The 26971-nt window shown below is 54.4% G+C and carries 27 protein-coding genes; 18 read left to right on the forward strand and 9 right to left on the reverse strand.

What is annotated here, in order from left to right:
* Nucleotides 1-5 precede the first annotated feature (5 nt).
* From ABKW30_RS00245 to ABKW30_RS00255, 3 genes are all read left to right on the forward strand, one after another.
* Nucleotides 6-935, forward strand: a complete 930-nt coding sequence (locus tag ABKW30_RS00245) for an electron transfer flavoprotein subunit alpha/FixB family protein (protein ID WP_348596013.1) — start codon at nt 6-8, stop codon at nt 933-935.
* Between the two features lie 133 nt (nt 936-1068).
* Complete coding sequence (locus ABKW30_RS00250) at nt 1069-1950, forward strand: 3-hydroxybutyryl-CoA dehydrogenase (RefSeq protein ID WP_348596014.1); 882 nt, start codon at nt 1069-1071, stop codon at nt 1948-1950.
* Nucleotides 1951-1973: 23 nt separating this feature from the next.
* Nucleotides 1974-2597, forward strand: a complete 624-nt coding sequence (locus ABKW30_RS00255) for an exopolysaccharide biosynthesis protein (RefSeq protein ID WP_348596015.1) — start codon at nt 1974-1976, stop codon at nt 2595-2597.
* Here ABKW30_RS00255 and ABKW30_RS00260 read toward each other — a convergent pair.
* Nucleotides 2562-2909 (reverse strand): hypothetical protein, encoded by a 348-nt coding sequence (locus ABKW30_RS00260; protein WP_348596016.1) that lies wholly within the window; start codon nt 2907-2909, stop codon nt 2562-2564. The two genes, ABKW30_RS00255 and ABKW30_RS00260, sit on opposite strands and share 36 nt — an antisense overlap.
* Nucleotides 2910-2976: 67 nt before the next feature.
* On the opposite strand from ABKW30_RS00260, the gene ABKW30_RS00265 reads away from it, so the two are divergent.
* A complete protein-coding gene (locus tag ABKW30_RS00265) occupies nt 2977-3462 on the forward strand; it encodes a YaiI/YqxD family protein (RefSeq protein ID WP_348596017.1) in 486 nt (161 codons plus the stop codon).
* Nucleotides 3463-3480: 18 nt separating this feature from the next.
* On the opposite strand, the gene ABKW30_RS00270 is transcribed toward ABKW30_RS00265, so the two are convergent.
* Nucleotides 3481-5472: a CocE/NonD family hydrolase gene (locus ABKW30_RS00270; RefSeq protein ID WP_348596018.1), complete on the reverse strand. Its 1992-nt coding sequence runs from the start codon at nt 5470-5472 to the stop codon at nt 3481-3483.
* 311 nt (nt 5473-5783) lie between these two features.
* Between ABKW30_RS00270 and ABKW30_RS00275 the strand changes: the two genes are divergently transcribed.
* Complete coding sequence (locus ABKW30_RS00275) at nt 5784-7691, forward strand: DEAD/DEAH box helicase (protein ID WP_348596019.1); 1908 nt, start codon at nt 5784-5786, stop codon at nt 7689-7691.
* Nucleotides 7692-7756: 65 nt separating this feature from the next.
* Here ABKW30_RS00275 and ABKW30_RS00280 read toward each other — a convergent pair whose 3' ends face one another.
* Nucleotides 7757-8428: a TlpA disulfide reductase family protein gene (locus tag ABKW30_RS00280; protein WP_348596020.1), complete on the reverse strand. Its 672-nt coding sequence runs from the start codon at nt 8426-8428 to the stop codon at nt 7757-7759.
* 36 nt (nt 8429-8464) lie between these two features.
* On the opposite strand from ABKW30_RS00280, the gene argH reads away from it, so the two are divergent.
* From argH to ABKW30_RS00300, 4 genes are all read left to right on the forward strand, one after another.
* Nucleotides 8465-9865, forward strand: coding sequence for an argininosuccinate lyase (argH, locus tag ABKW30_RS00285; RefSeq protein WP_348596021.1), 1401 nt, complete (start codon nt 8465-8467; stop codon nt 9863-9865).
* Nucleotides 9866-9949: 84 nt separating this feature from the next.
* Complete coding sequence (locus tag ABKW30_RS00290; RefSeq protein WP_348596022.1) at nt 9950-10135, forward strand: lipoprotein; 186 nt, start codon at nt 9950-9952, stop codon at nt 10133-10135.
* 10 nt (nt 10136-10145) lie between these two features.
* Nucleotides 10146-11411 carry a diaminopimelate decarboxylase gene (gene lysA / locus ABKW30_RS00295; RefSeq protein ID WP_348596023.1) on the forward strand — a complete coding sequence of 422 codons (1266 nt, stop codon included), beginning with the start codon at nt 10146-10148 and terminating at the stop codon, nt 11409-11411.
* 119 nt (nt 11412-11530) lie between these two features.
* Nucleotides 11531-14083, forward strand: coding sequence for a TIGR02302 family protein (locus ABKW30_RS00300; RefSeq protein WP_348596024.1), 2553 nt, complete (start codon nt 11531-11533; stop codon nt 14081-14083).
* Between the two features lie 184 nt (nt 14084-14267).
* Here the strand turns inward: ABKW30_RS00300 and hpt are convergent, their stop codons facing one another.
* Nucleotides 14268-14804 (reverse strand): hypoxanthine phosphoribosyltransferase, encoded by a 537-nt coding sequence (gene hpt / locus ABKW30_RS00305; protein ID WP_348596025.1) that lies wholly within the window; start codon nt 14802-14804, stop codon nt 14268-14270.
* 214 nt (nt 14805-15018) lie between these two features.
* Between hpt and ftsE the strand changes: the two genes are divergently transcribed.
* The 4 genes from ftsE to ABKW30_RS00325 all read left to right on the forward strand — a co-directional run bounded on the left by ftsE (nt 15019) and on the right by ABKW30_RS00325 (nt 18450).
* A complete protein-coding gene (gene ftsE, locus ABKW30_RS00310; protein ID WP_008127935.1) occupies nt 15019-15678 on the forward strand; it encodes a cell division ATP-binding protein FtsE in 660 nt (219 codons plus the stop codon).
* Nucleotides 15671-16669 carry an ABC transporter permease gene (locus ABKW30_RS00315; protein ID WP_348596026.1) on the forward strand — a complete coding sequence of 333 codons (999 nt, stop codon included), beginning with the start codon at nt 15671-15673 and terminating at the stop codon, nt 16667-16669. The genes ftsE and ABKW30_RS00315 overlap by 8 nt, the downstream gene beginning before the upstream one ends.
* A 95-nt stretch (nt 16670-16764) precedes the next feature.
* Nucleotides 16765-17475 carry a YdcF family protein gene (locus ABKW30_RS00320; RefSeq protein WP_348596027.1) on the forward strand — a complete coding sequence of 237 codons (711 nt, stop codon included), beginning with the start codon at nt 16765-16767 and terminating at the stop codon, nt 17473-17475.
* Between the two features lie 189 nt (nt 17476-17664).
* Complete coding sequence (locus tag ABKW30_RS00325) at nt 17665-18450, forward strand: 1-acyl-sn-glycerol-3-phosphate acyltransferase (protein ID WP_348596028.1); 786 nt, start codon at nt 17665-17667, stop codon at nt 18448-18450.
* Here the strand turns inward: ABKW30_RS00325 and ABKW30_RS00330 are convergent.
* Nucleotides 18447-18974, reverse strand: a complete 528-nt coding sequence (locus tag ABKW30_RS00330) for a gamma-glutamylcyclotransferase (RefSeq protein WP_348596029.1) — start codon at nt 18972-18974, stop codon at nt 18447-18449. The genes ABKW30_RS00325 and ABKW30_RS00330 overlap by 4 nt on opposite strands.
* Before the next feature lie 62 nt (nt 18975-19036).
* Here ABKW30_RS00330 and ABKW30_RS00335 point away from each other — a divergent pair, with 62 nt between their 5' ends.
* Nucleotides 19037-20056, forward strand: coding sequence for a DUF2125 domain-containing protein (locus ABKW30_RS00335; RefSeq protein ID WP_348596030.1), 1020 nt, complete (start codon nt 19037-19039; stop codon nt 20054-20056).
* On the opposite strand, the gene ABKW30_RS00340 is transcribed toward ABKW30_RS00335, so the two are convergent.
* Both ABKW30_RS00340 and hisC read right to left on the reverse strand, forming a co-directional pair.
* On the reverse strand, nt 20051-20980 hold the full coding sequence (locus ABKW30_RS00340; RefSeq protein WP_348596031.1) for a prephenate/arogenate dehydrogenase family protein: 930 nt from the start codon (nt 20978-20980) through the stop codon (nt 20051-20053). The genes ABKW30_RS00335 and ABKW30_RS00340 overlap by 6 nt on opposite strands.
* A gap of 3 nt (nt 20981-20983) precedes the next feature.
* Entirely contained in the window at nt 20984-22090 is a 1107-nt protein-coding gene (gene hisC / locus ABKW30_RS00345) for a histidinol-phosphate transaminase (RefSeq protein ID WP_348596032.1), read from the reverse strand.
* Between the two features lie 148 nt (nt 22091-22238).
* On the opposite strand from hisC, the gene ABKW30_RS00350 reads away from it, so the two are divergent.
* Together ABKW30_RS00350 and metW are read left to right on the forward strand one after the other, a co-directional pair.
* Complete coding sequence (locus tag ABKW30_RS00350) at nt 22239-23426, forward strand: homoserine O-acetyltransferase (RefSeq protein WP_348596033.1); 1188 nt, start codon at nt 22239-22241, stop codon at nt 23424-23426.
* On the forward strand, nt 23423-24037 hold the full coding sequence (metW, locus tag ABKW30_RS00355; RefSeq protein ID WP_348596034.1) for a methionine biosynthesis protein MetW: 615 nt from the start codon (nt 23423-23425) through the stop codon (nt 24035-24037). Before ABKW30_RS00350 ends, metW begins: the two co-directional genes overlap by 4 nt.
* Here the strand turns inward: metW and ABKW30_RS00360 are convergent.
* Nucleotides 24034-24792, reverse strand: coding sequence for a class I SAM-dependent methyltransferase (locus tag ABKW30_RS00360; protein WP_348596035.1), 759 nt, complete (start codon nt 24790-24792; stop codon nt 24034-24036). The genes metW and ABKW30_RS00360 overlap by 4 nt on opposite strands.
* 110 nt (nt 24793-24902) lie before the next feature.
* On the opposite strand from ABKW30_RS00360, the gene gloB reads away from it, so the two are divergent.
* Together gloB and ABKW30_RS00370 are read left to right on the forward strand one after the other, a co-directional pair.
* Complete coding sequence (gloB, locus tag ABKW30_RS00365) at nt 24903-25673, forward strand: hydroxyacylglutathione hydrolase (protein ID WP_348596036.1); 771 nt, start codon at nt 24903-24905, stop codon at nt 25671-25673.
* Complete coding sequence (locus ABKW30_RS00370) at nt 25673-26116, forward strand: cupin domain-containing protein (protein ID WP_348596037.1); 444 nt, start codon at nt 25673-25675, stop codon at nt 26114-26116. Before gloB ends, ABKW30_RS00370 begins: the two co-directional genes overlap by 1 nt.
* Here the strand turns inward: ABKW30_RS00370 and ABKW30_RS00375 are convergent.
* Nucleotides 26103-26963 carry an EamA family transporter gene (locus tag ABKW30_RS00375; protein ID WP_348596038.1) on the reverse strand — a complete coding sequence of 287 codons (861 nt, stop codon included), beginning with the start codon at nt 26961-26963 and terminating at the stop codon, nt 26103-26105. The genes ABKW30_RS00370 and ABKW30_RS00375 overlap by 14 nt on opposite strands.
* Between the last annotated feature and the right edge of the window lie 8 nt (nt 26964-26971).

A 26971-nucleotide genomic window follows, 5' to 3' on the forward strand; every position in this document is an offset into this window, starting at 1 on the left:
ATCACATGGCTATTCTTCTTTTTGCCGAACACGATAACGAGACCCTTTCCGACCAGACCGCCAAGGCATTGACGGCAGCGCTTGCCATCGGTTCCGATGTGCATGTGCTGGTTGCGGGCAAGAGCGCCAAGGGCGTTGCCGATCAGGCTGCCAAACTTGCAGGCGTTAAAAAGGTTCTGCTCGCCGACAGCGATGATCTGGCCAACCGCCTTGCCGAAGCAACAGCAGCGCTCATCGTCTCGATTGCCGATGGCTATGACACGATCATTGCCGCTGCAACAACCAACGGCAAGAACATCCTGCCGCGCGTTGCAGCCTTGCTTGATGTTATGCAGGTGTCGGATATCATCGAGGTCATCTCGGCCGATACGTTCAAGCGTCCGATCTATGCGGGTAATGCTCTGCAGACGGTTCAGGCGACTGATGCCAAGAAGGTTATCACCGTTCGCACGGCAACCTTTGCTGCTGCTGGTGAAGGTGGTTCGGCTTCGGTGGAGAACGTTTCTGCTGTTGCCAATCCGGGTCTTTCGACTTTTGTCGAAGCCAAACTTTCGGGTGGTGACCGTCCTGAACTGACCTCTGCCAAGATCATCATCTCTGGTGGACGCGCTCTCGGTTCCAACGAGAAGTTCAAGGAAGTGATCCTTCCGGTTGCTGATAAGCTCGGTGCTGCGGTTGGTGCCTCACGTGCCGCTGTCGATGCGGGCTATGCCCCGAACGATTGGCAGGTCGGACAGACCGGCAAGGTGGTTGCGCCGGATCTCTATATTGCCGTCGGCATTTCCGGCGCGATCCAGCATCTGGCAGGCATGAAGGACTCGAAGGTCATCGTTGCTATCAACAAGGACGAAGAAGCACCGATCTTCCAGGTTGCGGACTACGGCCTCGTTGGCGATCTCTTCACCATCCTGCCCGAACTTGAAAAAGCACTTTAAAGCGATTTTCCATCCGGAATTGCGCTGATAGAGAAATATAGTCGCAAGTTTGAAATGATTTGCATGGCCGGGGTAGACGAACGCTACCCCGGCCATTTACTTTGTATGCTACAAGAAACAAACGGATGGAAACATGGCTGGATCGATCAAGACTGTAGGCATCATCGGAGCAGGGCAAATGGGTAGCGGCATTGCCCATGTTTGTGCGGTGGCCGGCTATGACGTTTTGATCCATGACCAGTCTGCCGAACAGCTGGAAAAGGCCATCGCCACCGTCAATGGCAATATGGCACGGCAGGTTTCACACGGTAAACTCGAAGAAGCAGCCCGCGAAAAGGCTATGGCCCATATCCGCCCTGCCCTGCGCATGGAAGATCTTTCCAGTGTCGACCTTGCCATTGAAGCAGCAACCGAGGATGAAACCGTAAAGCGCAAGATTTTTGCGCAGCTTTGCCCCAACCTCAATCCTGAGGCGATCCTGGCTACCAATACCTCGTCAATCTCGATCACCCGCCTCGCCGCTACCACTGATCGCCCTGAGCGATTTATCGGCATTCACTTCATGAATCCTGTTCCGGTCATGAAGCTGGTCGAGCTTATTCGCGGCATTGCAACCGAAAACGTGACGTTTGAAAGCGCGCGGGAGTTTGTCACCAGCCTCGACAAGACCTTGACTGTCTCCGAGGATTTTCCTGCCTTCATCGTCAACCGCATTCTGTTACCGATGATCAATGAAGCTATCTATGTGCTTTATGAGGGTGTCGGTTCAGTTGATGCAATCGATACCGCAATGAAGCTGGGTGCCAATCATCCGATGGGCCCGCTCCAGCTTGCCGATTTCATCGGTCTTGATACCTGCCTTTCCATTATGCAGGTATTGCACGATGGCCTTGCCGATTCCAAGTATCGGCCCTGCCCGCTTTTGGTCAAATATGTCGAGGCTGGTTGGCTTGGCCGCAAGACCGGGCGCGGCTTCTACGACTATCGCGGGGAAAATCCCGTTCCGACGCGTTGAGCGTGTCCGCATGAAATTATCCCATGGATAGCGAGCATAGCTCTGAATTTCCTGCCGGAACGAAGCGGCTGTCCACCGTGCTCGTCGAGCTTGGGAACACAACTGCAGAACGAATTTCCTTTGACGATATTCTCACTGCACTATCGGAGCGAAGCTTCGGCGCTTTGCTCATCCTGTTTTCCGCGTTGAACCTGCTGCCCCTGCCGCCAGGATCATCGACTATCTTCGGCATTCCGCTGGTACTGTTGTCGATCCAAATGCTGATTGGCTTTGAGAACCCATGGTTTCCAGCATTCCTGCGCCGCAAATCCATGCGTACCGAAACATATCGCTCGGGCATTGCAAAACTGGAAAGCGTTCTCGCCCGCTTTGAGCGGCTTGCCCGCCCGCGTTACTGGCTCTTCCCGCAAATTGTCGTCGAGCGTGTCGTCAGCATAGTCGCGCTCCTGATGTCATTGATCGTCATTCTTCCAATTCCCCTAATCAACCAGATACCCGCCTTGAGCATTATTTTGTTGGCGATCGGCTTGGGAGAACAGGATGGCGCATGGCTTGGCACAGGGTTTCTCGTTGCTGCCTTGGCGGCGGGAATCGCGATAGGGCTTGGCGCTTCAGTCGGACTGGCAGCCCTTCATATCTTTGGTTAGATTGGGAACAGGAAGATATTCGCTGAATTCCTCGCCGAACCACAATAATTCCGTTTTGCCTGACTTTTTAAGATAATTATACGCGGCCAGAAGCAGTGGATGATCGAGATCGTCTTTGGTCAGATAAGAGTCTTTTCCTGCTTGAGTCTTGCCCTGAAACGACGCGCAATCAGGCTCGTCTGTGTAAGCTCGTGCCGAGAAGAATGTGTCTCCCTCGGAGAAAACATAGATATCGTATTCATAGTAATATAGGTAATTGCCATCCTCGTCGGGGTCCGAAGCATCTATATGGTGCGATATCTCGACCTGCAAGCAACGCAACTCCCCACTGTAAACCCCGAATGCTCATAGCATATAACGACGTGAAACCGGACCTGAAATGACCGAAACAGCAGCCATAAAGCATATAACAATCTACGTCGATGCTGATGCCTGTCCGGTAAAAGCTGAAATCTACCGTGTCGCAGAACGTTATGGCGTCAAAGTTTTCGTTGTGTCGAACTCCATGATGGCAATCCCCCGCGATCCAATGATCGAGCGTGTCATTGTCAGCGATGGCTTTGATGCTGCCGATGACTGGATTGCCGAGCGGGTTTCCCGGGGCGACGTTGTGGTAACAGCTGATATCCCGCTCGCCAGCCGTAGTGTAAAGGCTGGCGCCGACGCCATTTCTCCTACGGGCAGGGCATTCACGGAAGCTTCCATCGGCAATACTTTGGCGACACGCAATCTCATGGATGAGCTGCGTTCGGCCGGTCAAATTACCGGCGGACCGCGGCCTTTTTCCCCAAAAGATCGATCCGCCTTTCTTTCCGCGCTCGATCTCGCTATTGTGCGTTTGAAACGTGCGGGCTTCACCTCCTGACCCGCACGATTAAAGCCATTAGTTAAGCATCATCACCGTGGAAGGAATAGCTCGCTTCACAACTGGCATTTCCAGCGTTGTCTGAGATAGATCCAAAGTGGTCTCTTTTGCACCACCCCGCCTGGGATGGTAGGCTCCCTCTATGAAAACAGAAATTTTACTTCCTGGCAGAACAGTGAAATCACGGGGCATCATTTCCAGCACAAGCGGATAATTTTCTCCCTCGTTGATTATCTCTTCTTTTTCCAACCCTTTATAGAAGCTTGGGTTAGCCCAGCCCCACGTAACCCTCGCACCGTCGATAAACAAGGTCGCCTTGAGGTTGGGGACACCAGCCAAATAACTTGCATTTATTTTTACACGGATCGTTCCAGCAAAGCGGGTAGCATTTTCCAGAGGTGCAGTCCCGAATGCACCGCTGTTCCCGTACGCATTAAAGCGGACCGGTATCTTTGTATTTCCTTCTGTCGCATTCACTGTCAGCAAAAGTTTCGCGGTGCTATCTCTGAGCAAGTAATAAGGAACAACATCCGTCTTCGGCCAAGCTGGTTCTTTTACCAAAAGTTCGCCTGCTGGAATACAATCGCGAGGGGAATGTGCCGAGGCGCTGCAATGAGCGATCAGTGTATCGCTCGTATCATCCCTATCCGGCATTATTAAGTTGCCAGCAATCAAATCTCCGGCAGGTATTTCGCGCACGTATGTATCCTGCTTTTCAACGCCATTATTCACCCCGAAGAGATACCGGCTATACCAGAGCAAAATCTGTTTCTGCCACTCCTTTTGCCAAGCGGGATCATCGTGATCGCGACTGTGCAACCAAAGCTGAACCGGCTTTTTCATTTCAAACAATGTGTCATATAATTGGACGCTGTTTTTTGTTTTGACGTTATTGTCGCTTTGACCGTGCGCAATCAACGTGGCTGCTTTTATGTTGTTCACCAATAGAAGAGTGTTACGCTCCTTCCAGAAATCATTATATGCAAAGGTCAGATCATCGACACCTTGATCCAATTTCTTTTTATTTGCCGAGCAAGCTGTTTTCCGAATGGCTGATGTATACTCACCTGCATATCCGTTGAGATCGACTACATCACCAATTTGCACGCCATTGTATCGCTGGAAATAATCATAGGCATTGCTGATGCCAGCAACCGGAACGATTGCCTCGAGTCCCGCAACGCCAGTCGCTGCCGCCATAGTCGCCAAGGTCGCTCCGTAAGACACACCTTCCATTGCGACATGCCCGGTTGACCAAGGGGCAAGTATCGCGCGTCCTGATGCATCCATACCCTTTACATTCGGATCATTTACCAGCCAGCGTACGACATCAGCCATAGCCTCGCGCTCGGTTCCGTCCATGATCGAGGGACAGCCATCCGATTGGTTGGAACCCAATGAATCAGCGTAGACAATTGTAAAACCCATTCGAAGATATTGAGCCTCACCAAGAAAAGGGCCACGTGAATCAGTTTCATAAGTCGAATCTTCGTAGTAAATTGAGGGACGAACAATGACTGGTGTCTTTAAACCCTCGGTAACTTCTGCCGGTTGCACGATCCGCAATGCAATTTTATCTTTCTGTCCATCCCCGTCCGTATCCATATCTGTGAGCACCTTCACGGCCGATTTCAACGGGGCGCGCTTTGACAACCACGGCAAGATCATACCATCTTCCACGACAGGCCCGTTGCGGCCGGGATACAATGTGGCCAGCTTGGGATAAGCGATGCCCGTAGGGGAGGTCTCAAATTGCTTGCCTATTTCCGGCAAGGGCGTTGGAATTGGCACAGTGGTCGCCGGAACAATCGGCAGTTGAGACTCTAGTTTAACTTCTACAGCAGGTGCTGGTGTGGGATTAGGCTCTAAAATTGTATTATCTGTAACGACTGGGACGGCCTTGCCATCAAATGTATTGTCGGAAACATTGTCGTTTGGCTTGTTCGAACTGGAGCCATCGCAAGCGGCTAAAAGAGCCATGGCACATAGAATGAATCGGGATGATTTCACGTGCAATCTCTCAACTTTTAAAATGAATAAAAAATAACTTAATGCCTCTCCATGCCACGACTGCCGCTCTTGGTCAATATATGTGCAAGAACGACAAGGGAATAATTTTTAGTCAAATGACCCCAAAACGGAGATATAATCTCAATTAAACCGACCTATTGGTTTTCGTATCGCCTGACTGTAAAATGCCATTAGGATTGACGAAATGTGCTATAACCTCTACGAGAGCGCAACAAAGCTATATGCGTGCCGCTCGTGCTCCATTGACGCCGAGCTAAAAACACGCCCAAACAAGCACTGAAAGTTCATTCATGACTATTTTCGATTCTATCGCTCCGGCGCTGTCCGGTGCATTGAAAGCCCGTGGCTACGAAACCCTGACACCGGTTCAGACAGCCGTTCTCGCTCCTGAAGCCGAGGGACAGGATCTTCTCGTTTCCGCCCAGACAGGCTCCGGCAAGACCGTCGCGTTCGGCATTGCCATTGCACCAACCCTGCTTGAGGATGCGGATCGCTTCACCTCAATCGGTGCACCCTATGCGCTGGTCATCGCACCGACCCGCGAATTGGCATTGCAGGTTCGCCGCGAACTGGAGTGGCTTTATGAGCCAACTGGCGCGCGCATTGCCTCCTGTGTTGGCGGCATGGACATGACCAAGGAACGCCGGGCCCTTGCTCAGGGCGCTCACATCGTTGTCGGGACGCCGGGCCGCCTGCGCGATCATATCAGCCGCGGTTCGCTGGATATGAAAGAGCTGCGTGCTGTTGTCCTTGATGAAGCCGATGAGATGCTTGATCTCGGCTTCCGCGAAGATCTCGAATTTATTCTGGGTGAAGCGCCGGAAGACCGCCGCACATTGATGTTCTCGGCGACAGTGCCGAAACCAATCGCCTTGCTGGCCAAGCAGTTCCAGAAAGATGCGCTGCGCATTTCGGCAACCAATGACCGCGAACAGCACGCGGATATCGAATATCACATCATGCCGGTCGCACCCCGTGAGCGTGAAAACGCCATCATCAATTCGCTGCTGTTTTACGACGCACAGAACACGATCATCTTTGGCTCAACCCGCGAAGCTGTCAAACATCTGACCAGCCGCCTGTCCAATCGCGGCTTTGCGGTGGTGTCCCTTTCAGGCGAACTCAGCCAAGCGGAGCGTACAAATGCTCTGCAAGCCATGCGTGATGGCCGTGCCCGCGTTTGCGTTGCCACGGACGTTGCAGCACGTGGTATCGACTTGCCTAATCTTGATCTGGTCATCCATGCCGATCTGCCCAACAACTCGGAAACGCTCCTGCACCGCAGTGGCCGTACCGGACGTGCAGGCCGCAAGGGCATTTGCGTTCTGATCGTGCCCGCATCGCGCCGCCGTACAGCCGAACGCCTGCTACAGGGAGCAAAACTATCGACGACGATGGTGCCGCCACCGGATGCGGATGCAATCAACAAGCGCAACAATGACCGCATTCTCAATGATCCTTCTTTGTCAGAGGTCATAACCGAGGATGAGGGTGATTTCGTACGCGAACTGCTCAGCCTTCACTCGGCTGAACAGATTGCTGCTGCTTATCTGCGTCAACAAATGGCTGCCCGTCCTGCACCGGAAGAGCTTTCCAATACACCGTCCCATGTTCTCGAGCCTATCCGCAAAGGTAGCTTCGAAGACCGTCCAGGTCGCGGTGAGCGCACATCGCGCTCGGATCGCTTCACGGATTTCGAGAGCGGCGCATGGTTCAGCGTCAGCGTTGGCCGCAAGCAGCGTGCCGAACCACGCTGGCTCTTGCCACTCATCTGCAAGGCCGGTGACATCACCAAAACCGATGTCGGCTCGATCAAGATTCTGGAAACAGAAACACGCTTCGAAATCACTGCCAGCAAGGCCGATGCTTTCCTTGCACGTATCAAACAGTTTGGTACGGGTGAAAAGGGCGTAAATATTGCGCGCAGCGAAGGTCCCGGCGGTTCTGCTCCGCGCAGCGATTTCAAGCCGAAGAAGAACTTCGGTGAGAAGCGCGAGTTCGACAATCGCAAACCACGTGGCAACGACGCCAATCCGCGTACCGAGTGGGCTGCCAAGCCTGCGAAGGCAAAGCCGGAAGGCTGGACCACGGAAAAGCCAAAAAAGCTGCCAAAGGAACGCAAGCCCGGCGAATTGCAGGGTTTCGACAAGTACAAGGCGAAAAAAGCCCGCAAGGCCGCTACTACAGGCACCGAGTAATCATCAAGAACGCTTCCTCTCCGTCATCCTCGGGCCCTTGACCCGAGGATCTACGGATGTGTCCTTCACAAACCCAACGCCGTATCAACGAAGCGTTGAGCGTCATCGCTGGACCAATCGGCAGGGCCGTTCATCGCAGCTATCTGGCAACCTTCCTTATCAATCAGCATCGTAACAGGAAGACCAAAAGCCAGATTCTTTCGTTTTAGCTCATTGAACACGCCCATTGATGGGTCGCGGTAAAGATCGAGCGATTTAACGCCGATTTCGCTCAGGAAAGCTTTGGGCTTTGCATCGTCGCCCGTGTCGATATTGATCGTGACGACCTCAAATTTGTCGCTGCCCTTTTTTGTTTCCAGTGCATCGAGTGCAGGCATTTCCTCGCGGCAAGGCGCGCACCATGTCGCCCATAGATTGACGAGCAAAGTCTTGCCTTTGAAATCGCTGATACGAACCGGTTTGCCGTCCGGGCCAGTAAACGAAAGGCTGGACATGGATTGTGGTTGATCTGAACCACGCATCGCTGCAATGGAGCCAACGGCTGCTGCATCAATTGCCTTTGCGCCTGCCGCCTTCATCGGGCACTGATCCGCAGTATTAGTCGCCACGGCAATATTGCCAGATGGCCGCTCCATCACGTATACCGCAACCGCACCTGCGGCGATGCCGGCAAGCGCGGCAAGGGCGATGATCTTTTTGTTGCTGTTGCGTGGCGTTTTCTGCATGCCGTCTGTCATTCTTTACTCTTCCGCTTCTCACTCAAGGCGCTTTCCATGTCCGACAAGAAGAACAGCAATGAAATGTGGGGTGGTCGTTTCGCCTCTGGTCCCGCCGCCATCATGGAAGAAATCAATGCTTCCATCGGCTTTGACCAGAAGCTTTACGCCCAAGACATTCAAGGTTCGCTTGCTCATGCAGCCATGCTTGCAAAAACCGGCATAATTGCGGGCGACGATTACGACAAGATCACAAGCGGCCTGAACACGATATTGTCAGAAATCGAGAGCGGAAAGTTCACTTTCTCACGCAAACTTGAAGACATTCACATGAATGTCGAGTCGCGCCTTGCCGAATTGATCGGCGCATCAGCGGGCCGGCTGCATACCGCGCGTTCCCGCAACGATCAGGTGGCGGTGGATTTCCGGCTTTGGGTCAAAGCTGAATTTGAAAAGACAGCCGCGTTGCTCAAAAAACTGATCGAAGCATTCCTCAAACGTGCTGAAGAACATTCGGCTACCCTCATGCCGGGCTTCACTCATCTTCAAACCGCACAACCCGTAACTTTCGGCCATCATTGCATGGCCTATGTCGAGATGTTCGGCCGCGATCTTAGCCGCGTCCGCGACGCTATCGAACGTATGAACGAATCGCCGCTTGGTGCCGCAGCATTGGCGGGAACCGGTTTTCCGATTGACCGTCACATGACTGCGAAAGCGCTTGGCTTTCGTGAACCTACCCGTAATTCGCTGGACAGCGTTTCCGACCGGGATTACGCGCTCGAATTTCTCTCAACAGCGGCAATTACCGCGACACACCTGTCTCGCCTTGCAGAGGAAATCGTCATCTGGTCCACATCGCAGTTCGGTTTTGTCCGGCTTTCCGACAGCTTCTCAACCGGCTCCTCCATCATGCCGCAGAAGAAAAACCCCGATGCTGCCGAACTGGTTCGCGCCAAAACCGGACGCATCACCGGATCGCTGGTCGCGTTGCTCACAGTCATGAAGGGCCTGCCGCTGACCTATTCCAAGGACATGCAGGAAGACAAGGAAGCTGTTTTCGACGCCGCTGAAACGCTGGAACTCGCTCTTGCTGCAATGACCGGCATGGTTGGTGATATGACCATCAACGCGGCGGCAATGAAGAAAGCCGCAGGCTCCGGCTACTCAACTGCTACCGATCTGGCCGATTGGCTGGTACGTGAGCTTGGCCTGCCGTTCCGTGAAGCACATCACGTAACCGGACGTGCAGTGGCACTTGCCGAGCAGAAAAAAGTCGATCTGGGCAAATTGTCGTTGGAAGATTTGCAGCAGATACACCCGGGTATAACCGCTGCGATTTTCGGTTTTCTCACGGTAGACAAGTCCGTACGCAGCCGCAAATCCTATGGCGGAACAGCGCCGGAGCAGGTTCGCAAGCAGATCAAATTCTGGCAAAAGCGGATCGCAAAATTGTAAAACAACATTGACCAGCCTTGGGGGTGCAAACTGCGCCTTCTTAGGCTAGACATGGCAGACCCATTTCGGACGACAGGATCAACAATGACAAGCCGTTCCCTATTATCGACAATTCTAATGTCGGTCGTGATTGTAAGCGCCATATCGGCATGCGGCCGCAAGGGCCCGTTGGAACCGCCGCCCGCCTCCGGTACATCGATGCCCGGTGAGCCAAAACCCGCAACCCCGCCCGTCAAGGACAAGCGTTTTATTCTCGACCCATTGATTTAGAGAAATTCCCGTGAACCATTTCGATTATAGAGACGGCGTTCTCCATGCCGAGGGCGTCAGCGTTCCGGAAATAGCCAACGCTGTTGGAACACCTTTCTACTGCTATTCAACCGCGACCATCGAACGCCATTTCAAAGTGTTCTCGGCCGCCTTTGCCGATATGGACACGCTTGTCTGCTACGCCCTCAAGGCGAACTCCAATCAGGCGGTATTAAAAACACTGGCGCGCCTTGGTTCCGGTGCTGATGTGGTTTCAGAAGGCGAACTGCGCCGGGCACTGGCCGCTGGTATTCCGGCTGACAAGATTGTCTTTTCCGGCGTCGGCAAGAAGCCAAGCGAAATGGATCTGGCTTTGAGCGTTGGCATTCATTGCTTCAACGTCGAGTCCGAGCCGGAGTTGGCCATACTTTCCAGCCGTGCGGTCGCTGCCGGAAAGATTGCGCCGGTTTCGCTGCGCATCAATCCGGATGTCGACGCAAAAACTCACAAGAAAATTTCAACAGGAAAATCCGAGAACAAGTTTGGCATTCCGCTCGCCAAGGCGAGCTCAATCTACGCGCAGGCGGCCAAGCTGCCCGGGCTTAGCGTCGTTGGCGTGGATATGCATATTGGTAGCCAGATTACCGATCTGGAGCCCTTCGATGACGCTTTCCGCCTGCTGGCAGAACTGGTTGCGCAGTTAAAAGCTGATGGTCACGACATCAAGCATGTCGATCTTGGTGGCGGCCTCGGCATTCCCTATCACTTCGACAACAACCCGCCTCCCTTACCTGATGCCTATGCGCAGATCGTGCAAAAGCACATCAAGCCACTCGGATTGAAAACGATTTTTGAGCCGGGCCGTCTTATCGTGGGAAATGCCGGCATCCTTGTCACCGAAGTTATCTTCGTAAAGGAAGGCGACGCACGCAACTTCATCATTGTTGATGCGGCCATGAATGATCTCATCCGCCCAACGCTTTACGACGCATTTCATACGATCCGCCCGGTCAAGGAACCAAAAGCCGACCATCCGCGCATTCGCGGCGATGTTGTGGGTCCAGTTTGCGAAACCGGCGACTATCTCGGCCTTGATCGCGATTTGCCGCGCCCGGCACCGGGTGACCTGATCGCTATCGGTACAGCTGGTGCCTATGGTGCCGTGCAGGCAGGAACCTATAATACGCGCCTTCTTGTGCCTGAAGTTCTGGTCAATGGCGATCAATTTCATGTGGTGCGCGCGCGTACAACTTATGACGAATTGATCGGCCTCGATTCCATTCCGGATTGGCTGTAATTTTCACACGTTACACAGAAGTATGATTGCGTTTTACCACGCAAGGCCTCGCCTTTGCCATGATGAATGGTATTGTTAGTCTTATCCGGTAGCATCGATGCCGGAAAAATGGAGCGGGAATGGCCGATCAAAACTCGGAAGAGCGGGAAGCGACCAGTTTCAAATTCGATATTTTGAAAAGTATCGATCGCCTCCGTTTGTCCGCTTGGCTGATGATTGCACTTGAGCGACTTTGGCCGCTCTTGCTGCCATTTCTACTTGTTGTTGGCGTATTTCTTAGCCTGTCGTGGTTCGGCCTCTTCCGCCTCATGCCTGATCTGGCGAGACAAGCCCTGCTTGCGCTATTTCTCCTGAGCATTCCGTTTTGTGTCTATCTGCTGCTGAAATTCCGCTTGCCCCGCACATCGGATGTCACGCGCAGACTTGAAAATGTCAACGAACTCGCACACCAGCCTATTACAGTTCAGACGGAAGAGCTTGCAGGCAACGGCAACGATCCTTTTGCTCAGGCACTATGGGCAGAACACCGCAAGCGCATGGCAGAACGCATTGCCAACCTGCAAAGCGGCCTGCCGCAGACACGCATCGCAGAGCGCGACCCGTGGGCCTTGCGCGGCGTCGTCGTTCTTCTCCTCTTCGTTGCTTTTGCGTTTTCCAGCGGCCCATTTGGCGGGCGTATCAGCGATGCGTTTCTCAGCCATGCAACGAGCAACGCCATACCACCTCGCATTGATGCGTGGGTTACGCCGCCTCGCTATACCGGTCGCGCACCGCTATTTCTGACCACAGCAGCCAATGCTGCCGACACGCAGTTTTCCATACCGCAGAACAGCACGCTTGTTGTTCGCATTATCGGTGGTAGCGGCTCGGAAGCTGTTACCCAGAAACTGGCCAATGGAGATTCCCTGGAGATTGCAGCGAAGGATACGCCAAAGGCCGACGGTATCCAAACCGCCAAGGCAACACCGCGGAATTTCGAACTGACTCTTGGTCAAAACAGTTCGATTGATCTGATGGATGGCCGATCTGTGCTTTCCAGTTGGGGCTTTACCATCATTCCGGATCAGCCTCCAACCATCCGCTTTACCAAAGAACCTTCCAGTGCAGCCAACGGTACGATGGATGTGTTCTACGAGATCAGGGATGATTACGGCGCTATAGGCGCGCAGGCAAAAATTGAACCGGCCCTGCCTGCCGAAAAGGATGCACGCCCGCTTTACAACGCTCCGGAATTGCCGTTATCGCTGCCGCGCCGTGGCGAACAGCCCAAGGAAACAAAGACTACCAAGGATTTGACGGAGCACCCATGGTCGGGTTCGGAAATCCACATGACACTCGTGACATCTGATGATGCCAAGCAGGAGGCGCGCAGCGAAACCAAAACTCTGGTTATGCCGGAGCGGCCATTTGCCAACCCGCTTGCTCGTGCTGTCGTCGAGCAACGCCGCAATCTTGCATTGAATGCAAACGCCAAGCCGAACGTGCTTGAGATGATTGATGCCATCACCATGTGGCCGGAAGAAACGATCAGGAATTCATCGCATTATCTCGCATTGCGCAGTGTCCGCTCACGTCTCAATCTTGCAAAGAGTGATGACCAGCTGCGCGAAGTGGTTGCCTATATGTGGCAGGTTGCGCGCGGCATTGAGGACGGCGCGCTTTCCGACGCGGAGCGCCGTTTGAGGCAGGCTCAGGAAGCCCTGAAAAATGCCATCGAACAGGGCGCGAGTCAGGAAGAAATTGAAAAGCGCATGGCCGAATTGCGTAGCGCCATGAATGAGTATTTGCGTGAATTTGCGCAAAAGGCCCAGAAGAACCCGAATATGGCGCAGATGCCGAACCCCAATATAAAGGAACTGCGGCAGGAGGATATCGACAGGATGCTCGACCAGATCGAAAATCTGGCCAAGCAGGGGTCGAAGGATCAGGCACAGCAATTGCTGTCCGAACTCGAAAACATGATGAACAACCTGCAGATGGGCCAGCAGCAGCAAGGCCAAAATGGTCAGCAAGGGCAGATGAAACAGCAGATGGACAAGCTCGGTGAGCTGATGCGCCGTCAGCAGGACATGATGAACCAGACTCACAAACTTGAACAGCAGCGCCAGCAAGGCATGCAGCAGGATTTTGGCGAAGGACAACAAGGCGAGCAGGGTCAGCAAGGGCAGATGTCCGAGGAGGATATCGCCAAGGCGCTGCGTGATCTGCAGCAGGGTCAGGGCAAGCTTCAATCTGAACTCAACCAGTTGATGAAAGATCTGGAAGGCATGGGCATTAAACCCGGCGAAGGCTTTGGTCAGGCAGGGAAATCTATGGGCGACGCCGGGAAATCCCTTGGTGATGCAGATGGCGGTCAGGCGCTCAGTCAGCAAAGCGACGCGTTGGACGCACTGCGCCGCGGCGGTCAGGACATGATGAAACAGATGCAAGAGGCGATGGGGCAGGACGGGCAGACCGGATCCAGCGGCCGTCAGCAGACCGGAGGGCGCGATCCGCTGGGTCGTGAAAATCGTACCGGCGGCCCCGATGATGGTACGAATACCAAAGTCCCCGGCGAGATCGATATTCAGCGTGCGCGCGAAATCCTTGATGCCATCCGCAAGCGGCTCGGCAATTCGCTAAGCCCGCAGATGGAGAAGGACTATCTGGAGCGCCTGCTCAAGTTCAATTGAACTGAGATAAAGAACCCCTCCCTGCTGCTCCGCAGCCTCCCTCCCCACAAGGGGGAGGGTACAGGTCGAGTGTGTTTCTTCCGAACACGAATATCTCAGAATAAAACACCAATTACCCTCCCCCTTGTGGGGAGGGAGGCTGCGGAGCAGCAGGGAGGGGTTCTTTCATGAATAAAGGAGCCAACTAATCCCGAACAACGCCGACATAGGGCAGTTGCCGGAATGAGTGACCGACATCCATGCCGTAACCCACGACGAAATAGTCGGGGCATTCGAAGCCTTTGAAATCCGCCTCTATCTCGGTCTTGCGCTTGACGCTCTTGTCGAGCAGTACGGCGATATAGACATTCCGGGCACCGCGTTCGAGCATGAGTTCGCGCGTGAATTTCAATGTCCGGCCCGATTCAAGAATGTCATCTATCAGAAGCACGTCGCGCCCGTGCACATCGCTGTCGATATCGCGCAGCAGCCGCACTTCGCCGCTTTCCGTACCCTTGCCGTAACTGGACACAGTGATGAACTCGACATCCGGTTCAGCACCGGCATCATGCATCGCGCGGATCAGATCGGCAGCGAAAATGAACGAGCCTTTGAGGATCGATATGACAAGGAGATTCTCGAAATTGCCTGCAACGATTGCCTTGGCAAGTTCGAGATTGCGCACAGCAATTGTCTCGGCACTGAAAAGAACATCAATATTTTTAGTTCCGACCTTTGGCATGCAAGATTCCTGTAGCGCGTTTTCAGTATTAATTTTTCCAGTACAACTCCCCGCACCTATAGCCTGATCACCGGTCAAAATGCAAAAACCTGTATTCTCGCAATGCTGCCGCATAAAATTCATGTTTCCGTTCATGCTGGTTCACGTTTGATGGGGTGGTCAAATCAGTTCCCGCAAAATAGAACACGATGCAGATGAGATCGGAAAAACACAGTTGATTCGTTTTGAGAATGTCGGATTGCGGTACGGGATGGGCCCGGAGGTCTTGCGCGATGTCAGCCTCCACATATCACCGCGATCATTCCAGTTCCTCACCGGGCCTTCCGGTGCAGGTAAGACATCTTTGCTGCGCCTGTTGTTCATGACGCTCAAGCCCACACGCGGCTCAATTACTGTATTCGGCAAAGATATCGCGACAATCTCTTCAAAAGAAATGCCGATGCTCCGCCGCCGGATCGGCGTGGTGTTTCAGGACTTCCGCCTTCTCGATCATATGACCACATACCAGAATGTTGCCCTGCCCTTGCGTGTTCGCGGCAAGGAAGAGGCAACATACCGCGCCGAAGTGGAAGAACTTCTGCACTGGGTTGGCCTTGGTGAGCGCATGCATGTGCTGCCGCCTGTGCTGTCAGGTGGTGAAAAACAGCGCGCCGCCATCGCTCGCGCTCTAATCGATCAGCCGGAAATTCTTCTGGCCGATGAGCCTACAGGCAATGTCGATCCACCCTTGGCACGTCGCTTGCTGCGGCTTTTCGGCGAGTTGAACCGCTCCGGTACAGCGGTCGTTATTGCCACTCACGATTTGACCCTTATGGATCAGATCAATGCGCGACGCATGATTCTCGATCAGGGGAGGCTCGACGTTTATGATTGACGCCGCCGACCTCAAGGATCGGGCGCTGGATGTTGCCGGGCGAGTATGGACCCGCATTCGCAAAGGTAGCGGTCAGGTCTCGATTGTCCCGGCGGGCAATGTTGTCGGTCACGCGTTGATGATCGTGATCGCCATCATGACATTCCTCGCCTGCCTCACAGTCGGCGCTGTCAGCCTCGTTCAATCGACGGCCGCCACGTGGCAAAGCCAGATTTCGACTGAGGCCACAATCCAGATCAGACCTGTCGAAGGTCAGGATATGGAAGCAATGCTTGCCGAGGCAAGCAAGATCGCGCAAGGCTTTGCTGGCGTAAAATCGACGCGTATTATCGACCGTGATGCGACGGCACGTCTTCTTGAACCATGGCTTGGCACTGGTCTTGATATCGATGAATTGCCTGTTCCCCGTCTTGTCGTTGTTACGCTCGATGAAGCTTCGCCGCCGGATTTCGCGGCACTCCGCAGTATGCTTGTCGGGCAGATACCGGCCGCCAGTTTCGACGATCATCGCACATGGGTCGACCGTCTGGTCTCCATGGCGCGTTCGACCGTGCTCATCGGCACCGGCGTCCTTTCGCTTGTGGTGGCGGCAACGGTTCTCACGGTGATTTTTGCCACACGCGGGGCGATGGCGGGCAATGGTCACATCATCGAGGTTTTGCACTTCATCGGTGCCGAACAGAAATTCGTGGCCCGCCAGTTTGAGCGGCATTTTTTCTGGACTGCTTTAAAGGGTGCCGCTTTCGGTGGCGCACTCGCAATGTTTATTTTTCTGATGATCGGATGGTGGTCGTCGCGTAATCTGGCAACACCCGAAGCAGATCAGGCGACAGCGTTGTTCGGCAACTTCTCTATCGGATCGGGCGGGTATACGGGCGTCATTCTCATCATATTGGCAGTCAGCGTTCTCACCATGATTACAACACGAATGACAGTCATAGCGCATTTAAGGCAGGTGGATGGACGCACAGGCGAAAATCACGAGACCTGAGATATTTTATTCAATTTTACGGACTACCCGCTTCCTGTTGACGAGCGGCAGACTAAGCAGAACAACACTCTCGAACAAGGCACTTACGGCACAAGATGGACGGCCTTAACGACAGCAGCAACAAGTCTCCCGACACGGACACAGTTCCGGTCCGTGGATTGTCTGCGACCTTGGGTACGTATTTTGCCCGGTTTCTGTTCCTGCTTGCTATCCTGGCGATAGGCCTGTTCATCGGTGGATTTATTGTTTTCAGCGACCGTGTCACCACTCTTGGCATACCGGATCTCGCTGAACCTGCCGACGGCATAGTCGTCCTGACCGGCGGTTACTCCCGTATCGAAGGCGCGCTGGAGTTGCTCAAGAACAAGCGCGGTGAACGTCTGTTTATCAGCGGCGTCCATCCATCGACAAAACGCAGCGAGTTGCAACGCGTCACCGGCGGCGACGCAACCCTCTTTGAGTGCTGCGTGGATATAGACCGTTCAGCATTGGACACGGTGGGTAACGCCACGGAAAGCATCAAGTGGGCCAGCGCCAATCACTACAAGCGCGTGATTGTCGTCACCAACAATTATCACATACCACGCACCATGCTCGAACTTGGTCGCGCCTCGCAGGAAATAGAGTTCATCGCCTATCCGATCACCAATACCAGCCTCAAGGACGGCGATTGGATAACCCGTGGACAGATCGTGCGGGTTTTACTGATGGAATATATCAAATATCTCGGTGCCGTGGCGCGTGCCCAATTGCCGGACAGTCTTTCAAGTGTCACTGACGAATTGCTACATCAGATCAGGGATTAGCCCGGATCTTCGTTGAACTTGGCACATCTATAGTGCGTGGTTCGACGGGGCTCACCATGAGGAGGTCAACTGATTTGCAGAAAGCCAAGTTCTGCAATAGTGGTAGCTCACGTGCGTATCAAACACCTTCCTCATGGTGAGCCCCGTCGAACCACGCACTGCATTTATGCAACTTCTTATGAGCCCCTTATGACAATAATCCGGTCGATCATCTTCAACGTGCTGTTTTACCTGAACCTGATCGTCCAGATGATCATTTTCACGCCTTATTACTTCCTCAGCCCGCGCAAGCAGGCTTGGGCCATTCCGAAGAACTGGGCGAGATCAAATCTCTGGTTGCAGAAGGTCTTTGCCGGAACGGATATGGAAATCGAGGGGCTGGAGAACATTCCGGATGGCCCATACATCTGCGCGCCGAAGCATCAGTCATTCTGGGACGCTTACGCTTTTCTGCCTTATGTCGCGGACCCGGTTTATATTCTCAAGCGCGAGTTGATGTGGATTCCGCTTTTCGGCTGGTACATCCAGAAAATGAAAATGGTGCCTATTGATCGCGGCAAACGCTCTGCGGCGATGAAAACCGCCGTCAAGGGTGCCCATATCGCCGTATCCGGTGGCCGGCAATTGATGATCTATCCCGAGGGCACACGCACAAGCCCCGGAGCCCCGCCTGCTTACAAGTACGGCGTAGCCCACATCTATGGTGAGCTTGGCGTCCCGGTCCTGCCTATCGCCCATAATGCGGGTCTTTATTGGCCCCGCCGCAAGTTTCTCCGTCATCCCGGCGTCATCCGCTGCCGCATTCTCCCGCCAATTCAACCGGGCTTGGACAATGACGCTTTCCTAAAGAAGCTCCAGGAGGTAACGGAGGCGGCCTGTGACGAATTGCTGATCGAAGCAGCAACGTCTGCCAATCCACCGCCAATGCCTCCCACCGCCGTCACACGCCTCAAGGAATTGGGCGTAAAGATTTAAGGTTTGTGCTTGTCCACAGCGACGGCTACTGCCTCCATCCAATGGTCGCGGATATTCATCTTGCGCATGTGTTCGAGCGTGTTGTGTACGTAATCCTCGTTGCGTCCCGATACGCCAACCGATCCGCAAACGGCCGTAGCAGCCTCGCTAACTGATAATGTTCCGGCATACTGAACGTGGTTACGGTCGACAATATAGGTCAGCGCTTCGACTTTGCGTCCATCAGGAAGCCGCACACCCACGCGCCGTTCAAGATAGACATGCGTAACCAGTTCGCGCTCGCGCAGATAAGAGACAACCTCGTCCTCAAGCTCGCCCGGCACACGAAAGGCCATGCCAAGGCAGGAACCACCACGATCAAGTCCGAGAACAAGTCCCGGCCGTTCGGGCGTACCACGATGTACATAGGAACGCACGCAAAGCGCCCTGCGATAGCCATGAAGACGGGCATGATGCGTCTCTACATGTGCAAAGCCGGGCTTCCACATCAGTGAACCATAGCCAAAGACCCAAAAATCGCCCATATCCATCCCGATAGCTGGATTCGAAACAAAGTATCTTCCTGACCGATAGCGAGAGCCGCACCATGCCGTCAAGCAATACCCCAGAAACCCGCAAGTCCGGAAAGCTCCTCAAATATCTTGCGGGCTTCGTTGTCTTGCTCGGGATTATCTACACCGGCGGCTGGTTTTATCTTGCCAATGAGCTTGAAACCCGTGTGGCAACCAACCTCGCTGCCTTCAGGCAGAAGGGCATTGATGCCACCTGTGAGAATGCCGGGGCAAGTGGTTTTCCTATAAGGCTGGGACTGGACTGCACCAAAGTCGGCTGGGTCGATCAGGCGAAAAAGCTTTCGATTATGGCTGGCAGCTTTAATGCCGCCGCGCAGGTCTATGACCCGATGCAGATCGTCAGCCGGATTGAAGGACCGGCAGCCGTTGACGCACCGAATATGATTCCCTTGGATATCACATGGAAGAACCTCGGCTCAAATGTCCGCCTGGACAAGCCCTTGCCAAAGCAGCTTTCAGTTCAAGGCAACGATATTGTTGTCAATCAACGCAATGCTGCTGAAGGCACACCTCCTATCGCAGTCATGCAGGACGGAAAGCTGAGTTTTTCAACCGCTGAGCCCAAAATGAATATTGCTTGGTCTTTCGAGAAGCTCAAAATCGCAGACAATGTTGTCTATAAGCATCCGCTGCCGGAGCTGACCGGGGCTGCAGATATTGAGCTTGAGAACGGCTTTGACCTTTTGGCAAAACCCGAAAGAGATGCAACGATCCTCCGCGGTCAATCGGGCCTGTTGAATAATGTCGACCTCGGTTTTGCCGATGGCAGCGGCATTGCGATTTCCGGTCCTTTCTCCGTCGACGATGAAGGCCGTATCAGCGGTGACTTCAACGTAACCATGCGCAACCCTGAAGGTGTCGCCCAAGCGATGCGTGAAATTTTACCGGACGAGGAAAGCACAATCTCTTCCGTGCTTCAGGCCATGGCATTCGTTCCACGGAATTCGGATGGCGCACCGACACTCCCGATCACCGTGAAGAAAGGCAAAATGTCGGTGGGCTTTATCCGAATTGGACGTCTGCCGTCCTTATAATTGCGGCGTAGCCTTCTGGCGTCCGAAATCGGGGGCGTCAATTTCCTGCCCTGCATCGATAATGCCACGGCGCACAGCACGCGTACGCGTGAACAGATCGAACAGCGCATCGCCATCGCCCCACCGCACCGAGCGCTGCAAGGATGCAAGGTCTTCAGAAAACCGCGCAAGCATCTCAAGGATCGCATCCTTGTTGTGCAGGCAGACATCGCGCCACATGGTCGGGTCCGATGCAGCAAGACGGGTAAAATCGCGAAAGCCGGAAGCAGAATACTTGATGACTTCGGAATTCGTAACCTCTTCGAGATCACTCGCCGTACCAACAATGTTGTAAGCGATCAGGTGCGGAAGATGCGAAACGATCGCCAGAACCCGGTCGTGATGTGTCGGGTCCATCGTGTCGAGCCGCGAGCCGCAAGCTTCCCAGAATTTCTTCAGCCGTTCGATGGCATCTGCATCGGTGCCTTCGAGAGGCGTCAGAATGCACCAGCGATTGACAAACAGATCGGCAAAGCCCGCATCCGGCCCGGAATACTCCGTTCCGGCAAGCGGGTGTCCCGGTATGAAATGCACATTTGCAGGTAGCTCCGGCTGCATCTGTGCGATGACCGAGCCTTTGGTTGACCCCACATCTGTCACGATTGCGCCGGGCTTGAGCGAACCAGCTATCTGCTTGGCTACTGCGCCCGATGAGCCGACAGGAACGGAAACGACAACAAGGTCGGCATTCTTGACGGCTTCAGCGCTATCAAGTGTGTAAGCATCGCCGAGGCCAAGCTCTTTTGCCCGCGCCAACGTGCTTTCGCTGCGCGTGGAGATGATGACGTGATCGGCCAGACCTTCACGCTTTATGACGCGTGCCAGTGACGAGCCGATCAGGCCGATACCAATCAGTGCGATTGTATTGAAATGAACTTTGGACATTTTTTACTTCAGGAATTCGGAGAGTGCGGCGACTACGCCGCGATTGGCTTCTTCGGATCCAATGGTAAGGCGCAACGCGTTAGGAAATCCGTATCCCGTAACGCGGCGCAAAATATAGCCCTTGCTCGTCAGATAGGCGTCGGCAGCTTCTGCGGATTTGGCTGCATCATCAGGGAAATGAACGAGAAGAAAATTGCAGACTGATGGCGTTACCCGTAAGCCAAGTGCTGTCAGCTCTTCGGTCAACCAGGGAAGCCACTGCTCGTTGAATGCAATTGCCTTGTCGACATGCGCGCGATCTCGGATCGCGGCAGCACCAGCGAGGATGGCCGCAGAGTTCAGGTTGAACGGACCGCGTATGCGGTTAACCGCGCCGGTGACGTGAGCGGGTGCGAACATCCAGCCGATCCGCAACGCTGCAAGACCATGAATTTTTGAGAATGTGCGGGTCATCACCACGTTTTCGGAAGATGAAACGAGTTCCATGCCAGACTCATAATCATTGCGGCGCACATATTCCGCATAGGCGGCATCGAGAACCAGCAATACGTTCTTCGGCAGGCCGGCATGCAGGCGGCGCACTTCCTCAAAAGGCAGATAGGTACCCGTGGGGTTATTCGGATTGGCAAGGAATACAATCTTCGTACGGGGCGTCACGACGCTCAATATGGCATCGACTTCGGCCTGCTCATTCTTTTCCTTGGCGATGACCGGCGTGCCACCTGCGGCCATGATGTAAATCTTGTACACCATGAAGCCATGTTCGGTGTAAATCGCTTCATCACCGGGCGCGAGATATGTCTGACACAGAAGGCCAAGCAATTCGTCGGAGCCATTCCCGCACAGAATGTTACCGGCATTCAGGCCATGTACATCCGCAATTGCCTGCTTCAGGGCGGTCGCCTGACCATCGGGATACATTTCAAGATTTCTTGCAGCGGTGCCGAAAGCTTCAGCCGCAAGTTTGCTGGCGCCAAGCGGAGATTCGTTGGATGACAGCTTGTAAACCTTGGCCACACCATGCGCATGTTCCTTGCCGGGCACATAGGCCGCAATATCAAGCAAACCGGTTTTTGGTGTTGGACGCTGGTCTTTAAGTGTCGTTGACATGATTGTTCACCCGTTAAGCGGCAAAAAACTCCGTCGCGGACATAACTGTCTGGAGACGAGATGTCGAGAACAACTTGACTTTGCCCCATACGCGACCATAGCTACGGCCAATCTTTTCCAGCAGGACTTTACGACGATCAGCACCAATATGACCAAAGCCACCCGACCCGCCGCTTATAAAGCCCCGAAAAGTCAGGAAGCGACAAATCCCCACAGTCCGGTGGTCGAGTTTGGCGCAGATAAACCTTTGAATCTCGACAGCGGCGTATCGCTTTCACCCTTCCGCATTGCTTATCAATCCTACGGCACGCTGAACGAGGACAAATCCAACGCTATCCTGATCTGCCATGCATTGACCGGCGATCAGCACGTGGCAAACGTTCACCCTGTTACGGGCAAGTCTGGCTGGTGGGAATTGCTCGTTGGTCCGGGTAAGCCAATTGATACAGATCGTTACTTCGTTCTGTGCTCGAATGTCCTGGGCGGCTGCCTTGGCTCGACCGGCCCGGCTTCGATCAATCCTGAAACCGGCAAGCCCTATGCGCTCGATCTTCCCATCATTACGATTGCGGACATGGTGCGTGCGCAGGCAATGCTGGTCGAGCATTTCGGCATTGAACAACTCTTCGCCGTGGTCGGCGGCTCCATGGGCGGCATGCAGGTTCTGGAGTGGGCATCCAGCCATTCCGACAAGGTTTTTGCAGCAGTGGCGCTTGCTACCGGCGCGCGCCATTCCTCACAGAATATTGCATTCCATGAGGTCGGACGTCAGGCCGTCATGGCTGATCCCCAATGGAAGGAAGGCCGCTATCTTGAGGCTGGCACAGTACCCCGCAAGGGTCTGTCGGTAGCCCGTATGGCCGCGCACATCACTTACCTGTCGGAAACAGCCTTGCACAACAAGTTTGGACGCAATCTGCAGGACCGCCAGAATGTGACATTTGGTTTTGATGCCGATTTCCAGATCGAGAGCTATCTGCGTCATCAGGGCAATACATTTGTCGAGCGTTTCGATGCCAACTCCTATCTCTACATGACGCGCGCCATGGATTATTTTGATCTGGCTGCGGAGCACGAGGGGCGTCTCGCTGACGCCTTTGCCGGAACGAAGACACGTTTCTGTATTGTCTCCTTCACCAGCGACTGGCTGTTCCCGACCAGTGAAAGCCGCACTGTTGCCCATGCCTTGAACGCAGCCGGTGCTTCTGTCTCCTTTGTGGAAATCGAATCGGATCGCGGCCACGACTCATTCCTGCTGGACGAGCCGGAGATGTTTTCCGCCGTCAATGGCTTCCTGCGTTCGGCAGCACGGGCCAAGGGGCTACTTCCATCATGAGTATCAATAGTCATCCCCGCGTCGATTTTGCCGTCATCGCCTCATTGATCAAACCCGGCTCGCGAGTGCTCGATGTGGGCTCGGGCGATGGCGAATTGCTGGAGCTTTTGCAGAACACAAAAGGCGTAGACGGACGCGGCGTCGAACTTTCGCAAAAGGGTGTCAGCGAATCCGTTGCGCGCGGCCTTTCGGTGATTCAAGGCGATGCGGATAGCGACCTGAAATATTATCCGGATGGCGGCTTCGATTATGTGATCCTCAGCCAGACATTGCAGGCGACACGCAACCCGAAATACGTACTGACCGAGCTTTTGCGAATTGGCGAAAAAGCAATCGTCTCATTTCCGAATTTCGGCCATTGGCGTATGCGCGCTTCGCTGGCGATCAATGGACGTATGCCCGTCACCAAAGAACTGCCCTATAGCTGGTATGACACGCCAAACATTCACTTCTGCACAATCAACGATTTTGTGGATATGACCAAGGAAGTTGGCGCACATGTGGAATCAGCGGTAGCGCTTAACGCGTTGGGCCAGCGCCTCGGCTTTAACATGCCTTGGGGGTTCTGGAACCTTTTCGGCCAGCAGGCCGTATTTTTGCTGCGCCGTTAAACCGGATCATCCTTCGGACCATCGCGTCGCATGGCTGTGCCCTGCGGCGAAAGCACCGGCACAAAGACGCGCCGGGATGACCGCTTTGCCACTGGCAATCCCTGATAAACACGTTTTTGCGCTTCCACGATCAGTACGCCCGAAAACATCGGCCAGAACCGCCTGCCCATTCTTTCAAACAATGCGGATGGCCGCATCATCCAGCGGCGTGACGATGGCGGGAAGAACAATGCCTCGCCCCATGGGCCGGGCGTAAAATTGGTTTCCCGCAAAAGCCGGATGAGCTGGCCACGGCTATAAGGTCTGCCGCTGCCAAATGGTGTATGTTCAAACCGCGCCCACAATCCGCGCCGGTTGGGTACAACGATGACAAGTCGGCCATTGGGTGCCAAAACACGCCACATTTCCTTCAATGTCTCACGCGGATCTTCCGCATGTTCCAGGGCATGAACGAGCAATACCCTGTCCACTGCCGAATCCGGGAGCGGCAGTTCTTCCTCGAAAATCAGTGCGGTCGATGACGGCTCTGACGGCGGCCAGCTTGCAGCACCCTGCCCTGCAGGCATGAAGGCAAAAGTCCGCTCCGTATCGCTGCGGAATCTGTCAAGGTAAGGCGCGGCATATCCCAGACCGACAAGACGCTCGCCCGGAAGTTTGGGCCACATGGTGGCAAGGGCCATGGTAATCGAACGCTCCGTCAGATGACCGAGGGTCGATGCGTAGAACGTTCGAAGATCGATGATATCGAGATGCATGGCGGGCAAACTACCACGCCAATCTATAACATCAAGAAAATGCCAGCTAGCCGGGGTTGCGCATCCATGGCGGCGGCCTATCTTGGTTCTGAAAAGAAAAAGAGAGTGCTATGTCAAACTTGCAGATCGAACAGTTTTCCGCCCGCAGCGATAATTTCGGCGTGCTTATCCACGATCCGGAGACCAATCTCACCGCATCTATAGACGCACCGGAAGAGCAGCCAATTCTTGATGCGCTCAAGCGGCGTGGCTGGAAGCTGACGCATATCCTCACGACCCACCACCACAATGATCATGTTGAGGCCAACCTGGCTCTCAAGAAGCGTTTCGGCGTTCAGATTATCGGCCCGGAAGATGAGAAGTCGCAAATTCCCGGGATCGACGCCACTCTCAATCATGGCGATCATTTCCAGTTCGGTAACTTCGATATCGAGGTCATTTCGACCCCCGGCCACACCAATGGGGAAATCTCGTTCTATATCCCGGCGGCCAAGGTGCTCTTCGCAGGCGATACATTATTTTCCCTTGGCTGTGGACGCTTGCTGGAAGGCACGCCGGCAACGATGTTCACATCGCTGCAAAAGCTGGTAGCGCTGCCCGGCGATACGCAGGTCTATTGCGGGCACGAGTACAGTGAAAGCAATGCGCGGTTTGCCCTGACTATCGATCCGGACAATTCAGCTCTGAAGGAGCGGGCCAAGGAAATTACCGCCCTGCGTGCAGCAGACCAGCCTACTTTGCCCTCAACAATCTTGCGTGAAATGGCCACCAATCCCTTCCTGCGCTGGCACGATCCTGCCATCCGCAAAAATCTCAAAATGGAAAATGCTACCGATGAGGTGGTATTTGCGGAGATTCGCAAGCGCAAGGATCATTTCTGATGACCCCCACAGCAGAACAGATCAAAGAGATTCTCGGGCTTGAGCCTCACCCCGAAGGCGGCGCCTATGTCGAAACATTCCGCGACAACAAGGCCGAGCCGCAGGTTTGCAAGCGCGGCCACTCCACGGCCATATATTTCCTGCTTGAAAAGGGTGAGATTTCCCGATGGCACCGCGTAATCGATGCTTCCGAGGTCTGGCACTATTACGGCGGCGCACCCTTGGAGCTATCGATTGCCTCCGGCAAAGAGCCGGTGAGCACCCACATCCTCGGAATTGACCTTGCAAGTGGTCAGCGTCCGCAGGCAGTGGTTCCCGCCGGACATTGGCAGATGGCCAAGAGCCTTGGCGACTGGACACTTGTGGGCTGCACAGTTGCACCGGGTTTCAACTTTGCCCAGTTCGAACTCGCCCCGGCTGGGTGGGAACCTAGCGTTTCTTAAGCAGCATATCCTTGGCCGCAAGCACTGCACCCAATGTGATCAGGGCACAAGCCAGCAATACACGTGTCGTCGGCTCGGTCACGCCGGCGACGATCAGCACGAGCGTGGACAGCAGCGGCGCTGCATAGCTGGACGCACCCAGCACCTGAATATTGCCGCGCTTGACCCCGTAATCCCAGACGTAGAACGCCGCGCCAACCGGAAATAGCCCGAGTCCAAGTACCGCCAGCCACTGCACCAGACCGTCCGGCCAGACTGTCTGCTCCAGCAGCAAGTGGGAAATGAGTGAGAGTACCGAAGTTGCGATGCAGAAGCCGGTCACCGCATCTGTCGGCACCTCTGCAAAGCGGCGCGACAACAGCGAATAACCTGCCCATGTCAGCGCACAAAGTCCCGCCATCGCATAGCCGAAGCTATATTGCGGATCGAAGCCCAGCCCCCCGCCTTTGGTGATGATCAGCACAGTACCGGCAAGACCAAGCAGCGTCCCGACAATGTGAAACCAGCGCAGACGCTCGCCCGGCATCAATGCAGAGCCGACCACGATGAATAGCGGCCACAGATAGGCAATAAGGCTGGCATCAACCGCCGGGGCATTACGCAGTGCTGTGAAATAAAGGAAATGATATCCGAAAAGGCCGATGACTCCGAGCATCCAGACCTTGAGCGGCTGGCGCAGATGCTTGACGGCACCCGGACGCCAAAGCCATGAAATCAGTCCAAGGCTCGCGCCAATGGCGAATGTCATCGCGGTCAGTTGGAATGGCGGTACTTTGCCCGATACATCGGTAAACAGGGCAAGCATTGCCCACATGACAACGGCAAGAAATCCAACGAATGTAGCCACGCTGCCCC

This window comes from Phyllobacterium sp. SB3, from assembly GCF_040009165.1.
Lineage (GTDB): Bacteria > Pseudomonadota > Alphaproteobacteria > Rhizobiales > Rhizobiaceae > Phyllobacterium.